Source organism: Porphyrobacter sp. AAP82 (assembly GCF_000331285.1).
GTDB lineage: Bacteria > Pseudomonadota > Alphaproteobacteria > Sphingomonadales > Sphingomonadaceae > Erythrobacter.
Map to the genome: position 1 here is coordinate 13,930 of NZ_ANFX01000027.1, position 13,716 is coordinate 27,645.

The 13,716-nt window shown below is 67.7% G+C and carries 13 protein-coding genes; 4 read left to right on the top strand and 9 right to left on the bottom strand.

Annotated elements, in window-relative coordinates; all coding sequences use genetic code 11:
* Positions 1–6: 6 nt before the first annotated feature.
* Together D620_RS0108295 and D620_RS0108300 are read left to right on the top strand one after the other, a co-directional pair.
* The gene (locus D620_RS0108295; RefSeq protein WP_017665335.1) at positions 7–552 is read left to right on the top strand and encodes a hypothetical protein; all 546 of its coding nucleotides are present in this window, start codon (positions 7–9) and stop codon (positions 550–552) included.
* 62 nt (positions 553–614) lie between these two features.
* On the top strand, positions 615–1,439 hold the full coding sequence (locus D620_RS0108300) for a sterol desaturase family protein (protein ID WP_017665336.1): 825 nt from the start codon (positions 615–617) through the stop codon (positions 1,437–1,439).
* A gap of 4 nt (positions 1,440–1,443) precedes the next feature.
* Here the strand turns inward: D620_RS0108300 and D620_RS0108305 are convergent, their stop codons facing one another.
* Positions 1,444–3,750: an ATP-dependent helicase gene (locus D620_RS0108305; RefSeq protein WP_017665337.1), complete on the bottom strand. Its 2,307-nt coding sequence runs from the start codon at positions 3,748–3,750 to the stop codon at positions 1,444–1,446.
* 272 nt (positions 3,751–4,022) lie between these two features.
* On the opposite strand from D620_RS0108305, the gene D620_RS15770 reads away from it, so the two are divergent.
* Positions 4,023–4,526, top strand: a complete 504-nt coding sequence (locus D620_RS15770) for a hypothetical protein (protein ID WP_051020574.1) — start codon at positions 4,023–4,025, stop codon at positions 4,524–4,526.
* Here D620_RS15770 and rsmD read toward each other — a convergent pair.
* From rsmD to D620_RS0108325, 3 genes are read right to left on the bottom strand one after another with little or no spacing between them, the layout of a single operon-like run.
* Positions 4,523–5,098 carry a 16S rRNA (guanine(966)-N(2))-methyltransferase RsmD gene (rsmD, locus tag D620_RS0108315; RefSeq protein WP_017665339.1) on the bottom strand — a complete coding sequence of 192 codons (576 nt, stop codon included), beginning with the start codon at positions 5,096–5,098 and terminating at the stop codon, positions 4,523–4,525. The two genes, D620_RS15770 and rsmD, sit on opposite strands and share 4 nt — an antisense overlap.
* The gene (locus D620_RS0108320) at positions 5,095–5,889 is read right to left on the bottom strand and encodes a pseudouridine synthase (protein WP_017665340.1); all 795 of its coding nucleotides are present in this window, start codon (positions 5,887–5,889) and stop codon (positions 5,095–5,097) included. The genes rsmD and D620_RS0108320 overlap by 4 nt, the downstream gene beginning before the upstream one ends.
* Positions 5,890–5,908: 19 nt before the next feature.
* Positions 5,909–7,048, bottom strand: coding sequence for an aromatic ring-hydroxylating oxygenase subunit alpha (locus tag D620_RS0108325; protein WP_033376512.1), 1,140 nt, complete (start codon positions 7,046–7,048; stop codon positions 5,909–5,911).
* Between the two features lie 92 nt (positions 7,049–7,140).
* Here D620_RS0108325 and D620_RS0108330 point away from each other — a divergent pair, with 92 nt between their 5' ends.
* Positions 7,141–8,460 carry an AmpG family muropeptide MFS transporter gene (locus D620_RS0108330; protein ID WP_017665342.1) on the top strand — a complete coding sequence of 440 codons (1,320 nt, stop codon included), beginning with the start codon at positions 7,141–7,143 and terminating at the stop codon, positions 8,458–8,460.
* Positions 8,461–8,678: 218 nt separating this feature from the next.
* Here the strand turns inward: D620_RS0108330 and D620_RS0108335 are convergent, their stop codons facing one another.
* From D620_RS0108335 to D620_RS0108355, 5 genes are all read right to left on the bottom strand, one after another.
* Positions 8,679–10,019, bottom strand: coding sequence for a bifunctional folylpolyglutamate synthase/dihydrofolate synthase (locus tag D620_RS0108335; RefSeq protein WP_017665343.1), 1,341 nt, complete (start codon positions 10,017–10,019; stop codon positions 8,679–8,681).
* A 109-nt stretch (positions 10,020–10,128) separates the two neighbouring features.
* Positions 10,129–10,980 carry an acetyl-CoA carboxylase, carboxyltransferase subunit beta gene (gene accD / locus D620_RS0108340; protein WP_017665344.1) on the bottom strand — a complete coding sequence of 284 codons (852 nt, stop codon included), beginning with the start codon at positions 10,978–10,980 and terminating at the stop codon, positions 10,129–10,131.
* A gap of 82 nt (positions 10,981–11,062) precedes the next feature.
* Positions 11,063–11,842 carry a tryptophan synthase subunit alpha gene (trpA, locus tag D620_RS0108345; protein WP_017665345.1) on the bottom strand — a complete coding sequence of 260 codons (780 nt, stop codon included), beginning with the start codon at positions 11,840–11,842 and terminating at the stop codon, positions 11,063–11,065.
* Positions 11,839–13,086: a tryptophan synthase subunit beta gene (gene trpB / locus D620_RS0108350; RefSeq protein ID WP_017665346.1), complete on the bottom strand. Its 1,248-nt coding sequence runs from the start codon at positions 13,084–13,086 to the stop codon at positions 11,839–11,841. The genes trpA and trpB overlap by 4 nt, the downstream gene beginning before the upstream one ends.
* Positions 13,083–13,715, bottom strand: coding sequence for a phosphoribosylanthranilate isomerase (locus D620_RS0108355; RefSeq protein WP_017665347.1), 633 nt, complete (start codon positions 13,713–13,715; stop codon positions 13,083–13,085). The genes trpB and D620_RS0108355 overlap by 4 nt, the downstream gene beginning before the upstream one ends.
* Position 13,716 lies beyond the last annotated feature (1 nt).

The window sequence follows — 13,716 nt, forward strand, 5'->3', positions numbered from 1 at the left end:
CCCGCGATGCAGGAGTTCGATTATGCCGTTACGCTGTTCGGACTGCTGCTGGGCCTCGCGCTGACCGAGGCGCTGGCGGGTCTCGCCCGTGCCCTCAAATCCCGGCACCATGTGCGGATCGGCTGGTCGACCGCGCTGCTCGGCATTCTCGTCGCCTGCGATGTCGTGACCTTCTGGGTCTATGGCTGGCAGATGCGCCAGTTCGTCACGGCAAGCTGGCCGGTGATGTTCGCCGGCTTCATTGTCACCGGCATCTATTTCGTCGCCGCATCGCTGATCTTTCCCGCCAGTCCCGAGGAGGATCACGAGGCCCATTTTGCCGCCAATTACCGTTTCGTGCTGGCAGGGGTGATGATCTGCAACATGGCGCTCATCGCGTGGGTGGCGAGCATCGTCGGCACCGACAACCTCTTCGGCGCGCGCCAGATCGTCATCACGTGGTCGCTGCTTCCGGTGACCCTAGTGGCGATCGTCGCGCGCGAGCGGGGGATCGTGCTGGGATGCATCTGCTGGCTGATCGCGCTGTATCCGCTCTCGCTGTTCTGGGCCTGAGCTGCCCCTGCGCAAGTTCGGGCTTAACCAATTCTTGGTCGATCCGGGCGTAACATCCGCGCGTGATCGAGACCCTTCTTGAAGCCCTGCGCACCGAAATCGGCAATGTCGCGCCGCTCGCCGTGCTGTTCGGCGCGCTTGCCTATGTCACGAAGCGCGATGCGCTGGTTGCGGCGGTCCGGCGCGCCCGGCCCGAGATCGTCACCAATCTTGTCCTGCTGCTGGTCAACGCGCTGATCGTGGTGCCGCTCATCGCAGTGCCGATCCTCACCGGACACTCGCTGCTGCCGCGCGCCGGCGTGCTGGTCGTCTTCTGGGAGCAGGTGCCCGCCTGGGCCGCGATCCTTGGCGCCATCGTGCTGATGGAGTTTGCCGCCTATTGGCGTCACCGGCTCGAGCATATCCCGATGCTCTGGCCGGTCCATGCCACGCACCATGCGGACGAGGCGATGAACTGGCTGAGCGTGCGCCGCAAGCACCCGCTGGGCGAGGCGATCGCGCTGCTGATCGACAATCTCGCGGTGATCCTCCTCGGCCTGCCGTTCTGGGCGATCGGGGTCGGCCTCCTGCTGCGCAGCTGGTGGGGGTATTTCATCCATGCCGACGTGCCGTGGACGCTGGGCATCTTCGGCAAGGTGCTGATCTCGCCCGCCGCACACCGCCTGCACCACATCCGCGACGAGGAGCTGATGGGCAGCAACTACGGCAACATGCTGACCCTGTGGGACCAGGTGTTCGGCACCTATGTCGACCCCAAGCCTTACGTGAACTGCGAGACCGGCATCGCCGAAGGCACCCGCGACGCGCTGGGCGAACTCGCCCGCCCGTTCGAGGCGCGCTACTGGCGCAAGGCCGCAGCGCCATCGGCCGAGCAGCCGGCGGGCTGAGCCTTCAGCCCAACACCGTCACAAACGAATCCAGCACCCGCTTCTCGCCCGCCTCTTCGAAGAGGATGGTGAGCTTGTTGCCTTCCTGATCGATCACGCAGCCCGTGCCGAACTTGGCGTGGGTGACCATTGCACCGATGGCGATGTCGGAGCGCGCGGGCGCGGCGAAGCTGGCCGCTGACCGCGTGCTTTCGGGAATGCGGGCGGGCCGCGCGTCGTATCCGCTGGCGATCGCGCGCTGCCAGCCGGGGCCGCGCTGCTGGGCGCGCTCGGGGCGGTCACGCGCGACATGTGCGAAGGGGTCGTCCTGCTCGCTCCAGTTCGCCCGCCACAGCGATGCGCCGCCGGTGAGTGTCGTCTCGCTGTCGATATGCTCCGCGGGCAATTCGTCGATGAAGCGCGAGGGGATCGAGCTGGTCCACTGGCCATAGATCCGGCGATTGGCGGCGTGGAAAATGGTGCAATGCCGCCGCGCCCGCGTGATCGCGACATAGGCGAGGCGGCGTTCCTCCTCGAGGCTGGCAAGCCCGCCTTCGTCGATGGCGCGCTGCGAGGGGAAGACGCCTTCCTCCCAGCCGGGCAGGAACACGTTGTCGAATTCGAGGCCCTTGGCGGCGTGAATCGTCATGATCGTCACCGTCTCGCCTTCATTGGCGCGGTCATTGTCCATGACGAGGCTGACATGTTCGAGGAAATCGCCGAGCGTCAGATACTCCTCCATCGCCCGCGCGAGTTCGGAGAGGTTCTCGGCGCGGCCTGCGCTTTCCGGCGAACGGTCGGCGGCGAGCATGGCGTTGTAGCCGCTCTCCTCCATCACCAGCCGCAGCAGGTCCGCCGGGCTGAGAGTTTCGGCCTGCTGCCGCCAGTGCAGAAACTGGCGCATCAGCCCGCCGATCGTGATGGCGGAGCGCCTGGGCAGCTCGTCGCTGTCGGCCAGTTGCAGCGCGGCCGCCGCCAGTGGCAGTCCGGTGCGCCGTGCGTGGGTGTGCATCGCCTCCAGCGCCTTGGCGCCGAGCCCGCGCTTGGGGACATTGTGGATGCGCTCGAAGGCGAGATCGTCCTGCGGCTGCGCGATCAGGCGCAGATAGGCCAGCGCATCGCGGATTTCGGCGCGCTCGTAGAAGCGGAAACCCCCGATGATGCGGTAGGCGATGCCGATCTGGATGAAGCGGTCCTCGAACTCGCGGGTCTGATACTGCGCGCGCACGAGGATCGCCACCTGGTCGAGCCCCGCGCCCTCCCGCTCCAGCCGCTCGATCGCCTCGCCCACCCGGCGCGCTTCCTCGGGCGCATCCCACACGCCGATCACCTTGACCTTCTCGCCGCCATTGACCTCGGTCCACAGGGTCTTGTCGTGGCGCTGCGAATTCTCGGCGATCAGCCCCGATGCCGCGCCGAGGATGTGCGGGGTGGAGCGGTAGTTCTGTTCGAGCCGGATCACTTCCGCGCCCGGAAAATCTTTCTCGAAGCGGAGAATATTGGCGACCTCCGCACCGCGCCATGAATAGATCGACTGGTCATCGTCGCCAACGACGCAGATGTTCCTGTGCCCCTGCGCCAGCAGCCGCAGCCACAGGTACTGGACCGCGTTGGTGTCCTGATATTCGTCCACCATGATGTAGCGGAAGCGGCGCTGGTAATCGGCGAGGATGTCGCGGTGCGTCTTGAGGATCGTGACCATGTGCAGCATCAGATCGCCGAAATCGCAGGCGTTCAATTGCCGCAGCCGCTCCTGATAGCGGGCGTAGAGCGCGGTGCCCTTGCCATTGGCATAGGCCTCGTTTTCGGTGGCATCGAGGTCGGCCGGGCCGAGGCCGCGGTTCTTCCAGCGGTCGATGAGCCCGGCGAGCTGGCGCGCGGGCCAGCGCTTCTCGTCAAGCTCGGCCTCGGCAATCAGCTGCTTGAGAAGCCGCAGCTGATCGTCGGTGTCGATGATGGTGTAATTGTGCTGCAAGCCGACCAGCTCGGCATGGCGGCGCAGCATCTTGGCGCAGATCGAATGGAAGGTGCCGAGCCACGGCAGCCCCTCCGCCGCCGGGCCGAGATGGTGCGCCACGCGCTCGCGCATTTCCCGGGCCGCCTTGTTGGTGAAGGTCACGCACAGGATTTGCGAGGGGTAGGCGCGGCCCGTTGCCACCAGATGCGCAAGACGGGCGGTGAGCGCGGCGGTCTTGCCGGTCCCGGCGCCCGCCAGCATCAGCACCGGGCCCTCGGTCGTAAGCACGGCGGCGCGCTGCGGCGGGTTCAATCGCGCGGCATAGGCAGGCACCGACTCGACCGGAGTGGCAGGGGAGGGCAAGGTCTTGCTCATCGCTTCATGCGAACAGGTAGGGAACAATTGCGTCCGGAGCAAGCCGCGAGGCTCCCGCGGACACAGGCTTGCGGTGGGCCGAATTTCGGACTGCCGTCTTCCAGCCACATTTGCCGCCCGGGCGGGCCGCTGGCAGGACGCGCAGGCACTCGCGTGATTGCCCCGGCCGGGCGCTGCCCCATATTGAAGGGGTCCGGTTTGCGAGGGGTCGTGCGGCCTGACAGGTGATTTCGCGTTCGTCGTGCTTGGGTCAGTCAATGATGGAGTTACCCATGCACAAGTCTCTCAAAACCCTCGTCCTTGCCGGTTCGGCCATGGCGCTTGCCATGACCCCGGCGCTTGTCTCTGCCCAGGAACAGATGCCCGGGCAGACCCAGGATCAGACCGCGCCGGATCAGACAAGCCCCGGCCAGACCAACGACGGCATGCCGCAGACCACATCGCCCTCGATGCCCGATACGAGCCCCTCGACCGAGCAGCAGTGGGACGAGAACACCACACCCACCACACCGACCACGCCCGCCGATCCCGCCAGCACCCCGCCGGCTGCCGAGCAGGACGCGATGATGAAGGCCTGGCCGGCGGATCGTCAGGCCGGGTTCAAGGCCTGGCCGACCGAGACCCAGAGCTATTTCTGGTCGCTCAGCAAGGAGCGTCAGGACATCTTCTGGGCACTGTCGGACAGTGACAAGGTGACGCTCAGCCAGATGCCGGATGCCCAGCGCGAAACGACCTGGGCGCAGATCGAAGCCCGGGTCACTCCGCCGCGCGGCTAGGCGTCAGGATCGGGCTCAGCCGCAGGGGAAGCATCCAGCCGCAAGAGGTGGAGCTTCCCCTTGCCGACCCGGCGCTCGGTATCGGCAACGAGGCCCTTGATGACGATGTCCTCGGTAAAGGCAGTCTCGAGCGCGATCCACGTCTCGGGGCCGATCCAGCCGAGGCGCATCAGGCGGTCGAGCGCGACCTCGCCGGCACCCGACCGGTAGGGCGGATCGGCAAGGATGAGATCGAGCGGCTTGGCGGCTGCGCGCAGGGCCATCACCGAACCCGCCTCCACCCGGGCCCGCGCACCGGCGCCGAGCGCTGTGATGTTGGCGCGGATCACGTCGACCGCTGCACGGTCCTGTTCGACGAACAGGCAGCTTTCGGCGCCGCGCGACAGGGCCTCGAGCCCGAGCGCCCCCGATCCCGCGAAGAGATCCGCGACAGCCAGACCCTCGAAATTGCCCAGCCGGCTGGTGAGCATCGCGAACAGCGTCTCGCGCGCCCGGTCCGCCGTCGGCCGCGTCGCTTCGCCCTTGGGCGCGGCGAGCTTTCGCCCGCGCCACTGTCCGGCGATGATCCTCACTTGAGCGGGCCTCTGGCAAGCTCCGCAAGAAAGCGGTCGACCGGCTTGCCCTTCAGTTCCACGGCCTGACCGCGCGGCAGATCGCCGAGGTTGAACGGGCCGTAGCCGACGCGGATCAGGCGGTTCACCTGCAACCCCAGATGCTCGAGCACGCGCCGCACCTCGCGGTTCTTGCCTTCGGTGATGGTCATCTCGATCCACAGGTTGCGGCCCGAGGAGCGTTCGAGGTTCGCATCGATCGGTCCGTAGCGCATCCCGTCAATCTCGACGCCTTCGATCAGGTCCTCGAGCTGCGCCTGCGTCACATCGCCGAAGGCGCGCGCGCGGTAGGTTCGCGGCACGCGGCTGGCGGGCAGTTCGAGCGTCCGCTTCACCGCCCCGTCATTGGTGAGCAGCAGCAGCCCTTCGGTGTTGAGGTCGAGCCGCCCGACCGGCATCACCCGCCCGGCATTCTTGGGCAGGGCATTCCTCAGCGCGGTGTAGATCGTCGGACGCCCGGCCGGATCGCGCTCGGCGGTGATCAGGCCGGTCGGCTTGTGGAAGGCGAACAGCCGGGTCGCCTCGGCCGCGGTCACGGGCTTGCCGTCGACACTCACGCCCCTGAGGCTCGGCAGGATCGTCGCGGGCGTATCGAGCACCTTGCCGTCGAGCGCGACGCGGCCCTCGGCGATCATCCGCTCGACCTCGCGGCGGCTGGCAACCCCGGCGCGGGCGAGCAGCTTGGCTATTCTTTCGCCTTTCGGGCGGTCACCCTCGGGGCGATTGTCTGAGCGGGGGGGCTGGGTGGGCATGGGGGCCGCGCCTAGGCGCTCACGGGGCTGCCCGCAAGGCTTCGCTCACGATCGCATCGAAGCGCGCGATCCCGCCTTCGAGCGTGCCGAGCGTGACATGCTCCACCGCGCCCGAGGACAGCCCCTGCTGGCCGAGCTCGGCGGCGCGGAAATCCTCGCCCGCGAACACCCCGCCATCGAGCAGGTTCCAGCTCTTCTCCCAATGCGCCAGCGCCTTCTCGCTCGCCGGTGCCTCGGGAATGAGCATGAAGTCCTCGACCAGCGTCAGGTCGGCGGCCTGCGGCATGAGCACCATGATGTTCACATAGTCAGGGCTCGGCACGATCACTGTTGCGGGGAGCAGCTGGTAGGCGAAGGTCACCACGCGCCTGAGCTGCGCCATGTCGGTGAGATCGACGCCCTCCATTTCCTCGAGCCGCCCGACCGCGCTGCGCTGGTGCGGCCCGATCTGGTCGCCGGCGGTGATCCCGTCCTTGAAGAACGGACCGATCGTCGCCGCGTGCAGCCGCGTCACATGGTAGCTTTCGAGGAAGGCGTCCATGATCAGCTTCCAGTTGCCCTTCACCGTGTGCAGCTTGCGCCGGAACAGGTGCGCAGCCCCAAGGCCGAAGGCGTCGAAGTCGCTGCCCAATTGCTGGGCCGCGCCGAAATCCGCACCCTCGGCCGGCGCGAACCAGATGAGGCCGCCTGCCTCGAGACTGGGCAGTTCGACGAGGCCGAAGTCGGCCTTGTCCATCCCCGGGAAGGTCTCGGGGCGGGGGAGCGCCATCAGACCGCCGTCGAGCCGGTAGGTCCAGGCGTGATAGGGACACACCAGCCGCCGGGCGCATTGCACATCGCTGCCTTCGACCAGCCGCGTGCCGCGGTGCCGGCAGACGTTGAGGAAGACGTGGGCCTTACCCCCGGCGTCGCGGGTGATCAGCAGCGGGCGGCCGGTCGCATCGTGCGGCACGGCCATGCCGGGCTCGGGCAGCAGCGCGGAGGGGCAGATCACCTGCGGCAACCGGTCGAACAGCGCCGCCTTTTCGCGCGCGAAGTGATCGGGGCAGGTGTAGTTCGACGCGGGCACGGTCTGGATCCCGCCCGCAACCTTGGCGCGGCCCTCGCCGATCGCCTCGGCGAGCGCCAGTTGCCCGGGTGTGGGTCGCAAAGTGGGCATATCTGTTGTGGCAGCGTTCATCGCTCTTTTCTCATCCTCTCATCCCTGCCTAGTGTGGCAGACTTCGCGACCAATCAAAAGGACCGCCACGCATGACCGAGACCGCAGCCGCCCCGCAGCAGGGCTGGGTGAGCGCGATCAAGCCCTATCTGGAGAAGGAATCGCTCGCCGCCTTCTTTCTCGGCGTGTCCTCGGGCTTTCCCTACGCGCTGATCGGCGCGACCCTGACGAGCCGCCTCGCGCAGGACGGGATCGACAAGAAGACCGTGACCGCCTTCACGCTGGTGTTCCTCGCCTACAACCTCAAGTGGCTATGGGCCTGGGTGATCGACGGCGTGCGGCTGCCGGTGATCGGCGCGCTCGGGCAGCGCGTTTCCTGGATGCTGCTGGTCGGCGTCCTGGTGATGGCAGCGGTCGCCAACCTCGCGCTGGTCGATCCGGCGGCGGACATCGCCTGGGTCGCGACCTCGGCGATCCTCGTCGGCATCGCGGGGGCGACCTTCGACATCATCATCGACGCCTACCGGATCGAGACGCTGCGCCCCGACCAGCTCGGCGTCGGATCGGGCATGACCCAATATGGCTGGCGCATCGGATCGGCGGGCGCGGGCGCGCTGGCGCTGGTGGTGGCGGCGCGCGCGGGGTGGGAGGTCGCCTACCTGGCCTGCGCCGCCTTCGCGCTCCCGGCGATGCTGACCGCGCTGGTGCTGGGCGAGCCCGCCCGCCGCCGCGTGGTTGAACGCGCCAAGGGTATCGGCGAGGCGCTTCGGGCAATCTATGGCCCCTTCACCGAATTCTTCATGCGCAAGGGCGCGCTGCTCGTGCTCCTGTTCATCCTCCTCCACAAGATCGGCGACACGCTCGCAAACCTCACCGTGCGCCTGCTGCTCGACGACAAGGGCTACACCAATGACGAGATCGCGCTGTACGATGTGGGCGTGGGCTTCTGGGCCTTCCTGATCGGGATCTTCATCGGCGGGGTGCTCTACACGCGGCTCGGGATGAAGCGATCGGTGCTGCTGAGCCTTGTCCTGATGGGCGTTTCCAACTTCAGCTTCGCGCTGCTGGCGATGGCGGACAAGACCAATGCGGGCCTTGCCGCGACCTTCCTGTTCGAGAACGTCGCGAGCGGGATCGGCGGGGTCACGGTGGTCGCCTATTTCGCCGCATTGACGGATTTGAGGTTTACCGCGTCGCAATATGCGCTGATCTCGGCGGCGGCGAGCATCGTCGGCCGGGTGCTGACCGGGACGACGGCGGGCGCGCTGGTCGAGAGCTTCGGCTATGTGAACTTCTACATCTTCACCACGATTGTCGCACTGCCGGGGATCGTATTGTTCTGGCTGATGATGCGCGCGGGGCTGATCGATGCGTCGATCGGCACGGCGGGCACCGCAGGGGGCGAGGGCTGAGGCCGCGCGAAGTTCACGAAGTTCACATTGCAAATTGTGCAATCCTACAGGAATTCCATATTAATTCCTGTGGGTTGCCTGGCAAAAGCGAAGTTCACACAATGCGCGGCGTTTTTTCGCGTTGCCGGCGCGCTGCCAAGGGGGCCGACGATGCGAAAGAGCAGCATCGGTTCTACCGCGCCCGGGCTGTGTATGAAAACGCTTTGGAGCCGGGGGCCCTAGTCCGGCAGCTCGTCGTTCAATCGCAGCACCTCGCCTGCAAGGTAGAGCGATCCGGCGATGAGGATCGGCAGGCCTTCGTCCGGGATCATCGCCAGCGCGCTCGGCACATCGGGCGCCGCGCGCGCCGAGGGGCCGAAGGCGGACGCCGGGTGCCAGTCGTGCCCCGGCACCGGAACGGCGGTGATGCTGGCGATGGCGGGGGCGAGCGGACCGATCAGCGAGGCGGGGTCCTTGCCCTCGAGCATGCCGAGCACAAGGTGGAGGCGGCGCAGGGGATTGGCCGGATCGGGCGCGCCTGCGCCAAACATGCGGGCGATCGCCTGCCCGGCATCGGGATTGTGTCCGCCATCGAGCCACACTTCGCGGCTCCCGGTGAGGGGGCCGGGGGACAGGCGCTGCATCCGCGCAGGCCAGCGGGCCGCGGCGAGGCCCGCCTTCATCGCCGCCTGGCTCACCGTCACCTTGTCCTGAAACCGCAGCATCGCGACCGCGAGGCCCGCATTTTGGACCTGATGCCGTCCCGTCAGGCCCAGCGGGGCGTGGAAGTAGCACGCCTGCCCTTCGCCGTAGACCAGCACGGAGTTGCTGCCGGTCGGCTTGGCGGCCCATGCGCCGTAAAGGCCCGCCGGAAACAGCGGCGCGCCGACGATAGCCGCGACACCCTGTATGGCCGCCTTTGATTGCGGCAGGTGGAGTTCGCCCATCGTCACCAGCGGCACGCCGCGCTTGGCGATCCCCGACTTCTCGAAGCCGATCCGCGCCATCGGCTCCTGCGGCACGCCTTCCTCGGGCGCGAGCAGGAAGCGTTCGTGATCGAGGCCCAGCGCCGCGATCCCGCAGGCGGCGAGCGCGTCGGGTTCCAGAACGTTGGTCGCATCGAAGCGCCCGCCCATGCCGACTTCGACCACGCAGGCATCGGCAGTCGTGCGGGCAAAGGCGAGGAAGGCGGCGGCGATGGTGACTTCGAAGAAGCTCGGGCCCAGGTCCTCGCCCGCGTCGAGCACCTCCTCCAGCACATCGGCGAGCATCGCGTCCGGGATCAGCTCGCCCGCCAGCCGGATGCGCTCGTTGTAGCGCACCAGATGCGGGCTGGTGGTGACGTGGACCTTGTAGCCTTGCGCCTCCAGCATTGCGCGCAGGAAGGCGCAGGTCGATCCCTTGCCGTTGGTCCCCGCGACATGGAACACCGGCGGCAAGCTTCGGTGCGGATTGCCGAGGCGCTCCATCAGTGCGCGGATGGTGTCGAGCCCCAAGCGCCCCTGCGGCAGGCTCAGCTGGCCAAGGCGATCAAGCTGCGCCTGGACGCGCGGGTCGTCGGATGTGCCGAAGTCTCTCACAGGAAGCCCCTCCCGCTTGCCGGAGGGGTTTGGGGTGGGAACGAATCACGCGCGCACATGGCTCGCACTTGCCCACCGCCGGCCCCTCCCGCAAGCGGGAGGGGAGAGCTTACGCCGCCTTCACGGGCGCCAGATAGCCCAGCACCTGCGCCAGCGTCGCCTTCAGCTCGTGGCGGGGGACGACCATGTCGACCATGCCGTGCTTGTGGAGATATTCGGCGCGCTGGAAGCCTTCGGGCAGCTGCTCGCGGATCGTGTCCTGAATCACGCGCTGGCCGGCAAAGCCGATCAATGCGCCCGGCTCGGCAATGTGGATATCGCCCAGCATCGCGTAGCTTGCGGTGACGCCGCCGGTGGTCGGGTCGGTGAGGACGACGATATAGGGAAGCCCTGCGTTCTTGAGCCGCCGCGTCATCACCGTCGCGCGGGGCATCTGCATGAGGCTCAAAATCCCCTCCTGCATCCGCGCGCCGCCCGCCGCGGTCACCACCACATAGGCGCAGCCGCGATCCAATGCCTTCTGCGCGCCGTTGCAGAAGGCCTGGCCCACGGCCATCCCCATCGAGCCGCCCATGAAGCTGAAGTCCTGCACCCCGACCACCGCCGGCTGCGTGTCGATGAAGCCCGATCCGACCACGAAGGCATCCTCATGCGGGTTGGCGGCGCGCGCGGCCTTGAGGCGGTCGGTGTATTTCTTGGTGTCCTTGAAGCCGAGCGGGTCCTCGGTGACCTTGGGGAGCGGGAGCACCTCGAAGCCTTCGTCAAGCAGCAGCGCGAGCCGCGCATCGGCGCCGATGCGGCCGTGATGCTCGCACTTGGGGCAGACGCTGAGGTTCGCCTCGTAATCGGCGACGAACAGCATCTCCTGGCAGGAGGGGCACTTGATCCACAGATCCTTCTCGGTGGACTTCTTCTCGGGCGCGAAGCCCAGCGAATTGCGGACGCGGGTGAACCAGTTCATGGGCAAGTCCTTAGCCGGGTTTCCCCGTCATGGCGAGATGGGCGGGCATGGGAGCAATCCACAGGATGGCTTTGCAGTTCCCTCAGCGGGCCGAATGCACCGCCTCGGCAAGCGCAGCGGTGAGGGCCTTGAGGTGCTGCGGAGCCTCGGCGCCATGCTGGCCGCAGATCTCGACCAGCGCGGAGCCTACCACCACGCCGTCGGCAACTTTCGCGATTTCGGCCGCCTGTTCGGGTGTCCTCACCCCGAAGCCGACCGCGACCGGAATGCCGGTGGATTGCTTGATGCGCGCCACATTGGCTTCGATGCTGGCGATCTGCGCCTGCTGCTTGCCGGTGATCCCGGCGACCGACACGTAGTAGAGGAAGCCCTCGCTCCCTTCGAGCACCTGCGGCAGGCGCGCCGCATCGGTGGTGGGGGTGGCAAGGCGGATCGGGGCGATGCCATGCGCGCGCAGGGCCGGGCCGAGCGCGTCGTCTTCTTCAGGCGGAATGTCGACGCAGATGACGCCGTCAACGCCTGCCGCCGCCGCCGCCTCGGCGAACCACTCGGGGCCGCGCCGCACCATCGGGTTGGCATAGCCCATCAGCACCAGCGGCACCTGCGGGTGCCGGGCGCGGAAATCGGCGGCGTAGCGCAGCACGTCCGCCGTGGTCGTCCCCGCGCCCAGCGAGCGCAGATTGGCGCTCTGGATCGCGGGGCCATCGGCCATCGGATCGGTGAAGGGCATGCCCAGCTCGATCACATCCGCCCCGGCTTCCACCAGCGCATCGAGATTGGCCGCGGTGTCGCCATCGCCCGCAGTGATGAAGCAGACGAGCGCGGGAGCGGGCTTGCCAAAAGCCGAAGCGAAGCGGCTCACAGCTCCACCCCCAGCCTCTCGGCCACGGTGAAGATGTCCTTGTCGCCGCGCCCGCACAGGTTGACGAGGATGATGCTGTCCTTGGGCATCGTAGGGGCGACCTTCTTCACCGCCGCGATGGCGTGCGAGGGTTCCAATGCGGGGATGATCCCCTCGGTCGCACACAGCAGCTGGAACGCATCCAGCGCCTCCTCGTCGGTGACGGCGGTGTAATCGACGCGGCCGCTCTCCTTCAGCCACGCGTGCTCCGGCCCGATGCCGGGGTAATCGAGCCCGGCGCTGATCGAGTGACCCTCGGTGATCTGGCCGTCTTCGTCCTGCAACAGATAGGTGCGGTTGCCGTGGAGCACGCCGGGCGATCCGCCGAGCAGGCTTGCGGCGTGCTCGTCGCCATCGAGCCCGTGGCCCGCCGCTTCGACGCCGAGCATCTTCACCGAAGGATCATCGAGGAAGGGATGGAACAGCCCCAGCGCGTTCGATCCGCCGCCGATCGCCGCGACCAGCAGGTCGGGGAGGCGTCCGGTGCGGCTGAGCATCTGGGCGCGGGCTTCCTTGCCGATCACGCTCTGGAAGTTGCGCACCATCTCGGGATAGGGGTGGGGGCCGGCCGCGGTGCCGATGATGTAGAAGGTGTCGTGCACGTTGGCGACCCAGTCGCGCAGGCCTTCGTTCATCGCGTCCTTCAAGGTCGCCCCGCCGCTGGTGACGGGGATCACCTCGGCGCCCAAGAGCTTCATGCGGAAGACGTTGGGCGACTGGCGCTTCACGTCCTCGGCGCCCATGTAGATCACGCAAGGCAGGCCGAAGCGCGCGCAGACGGTTGCGGTCGCCACCCCGTGTTGCCCTGCGCCAGTCTCGGCGATGATGCGGGTCTTGCCCATGCGGATCGCGAGCAGGATCTGGCCGATGCAGTTGTTGATCTTGTGCGCGCCGGTGTGGTTCAATTCGTCGCGCTTGAACCACACCTGTGCGCCGCACTCAGGCTTCCCTTGGGAAGCCGCCAACAAACGGAGTTCTTCGGTGAGGCGCGGCGCGAAATAGAGCGGGCTGGGGCGGCCGACATAGTGTTCGAGCAGGTCGTCGAACTCGGCCTGAAACGCCGGGTCTTGCTGCGCCTTCCTGTATTCGCGCTCGAGATCGAGCACCAGCGGCATCAGCGTCTCGGCGACATAGCGCCCGCCGAACTGGCCGAAATGGCCGCGTTCGTCGGGAAGATTGCGGAAGGAGTTGAGGGGCGTGTTCATAGCCGCGCGGCTTTGCAGAAGGCGGCGATCTTGTCCACGTCCTTGATGCCCGGGCCGCGCTCGACCCCGGAGGAGGTGTCGACCAGCGGCGCGCCCGTCAGGCGGATGGCCTCGCCGACATTGGCGGGGGTGAGCCCGCCCGCAAGGCCCCAGGCGAGCGGCGCTTGCCAGCCCGCCAGCAGGCTCCAGTCAAAGGCGGTGCCATTGCCGCCGGGGAGCGCGGTGGCGGGGGCATCGAGCAACACGCGGTCCGCCGCACCGCGGAAAGCGGCGACCTGCGCGAGGCTTTCGGCATCGCGGACCGCCAGCGCGCGCCAAGCCTCGCGCCCCGTCTCGGCGCGGAAGCGGGCGAGGGTCTCGGGCGGTTCGGCCCCGTGGAACTGGACGACATCGGGCGCGACGGTGCGCACCGCTTCGGCCAGCAGGGCCGTGTCCGCATTCACCAGCAGCAGCACTGCCTTGACGTGGCCGGGAACCTGCCGCCGCAGCATCGCCGCATCGGCCAGCGCAAGATGGCGCGGGCTTTTGGGAAAATGGACAAAGCCGACATGGCTCGCCCCCGCGCCCACTGCGGAGGCGAGGGTTTCGGGGGTCGAGAGCCCGCAGATTTTCACGAGTGTGCCAGCCATG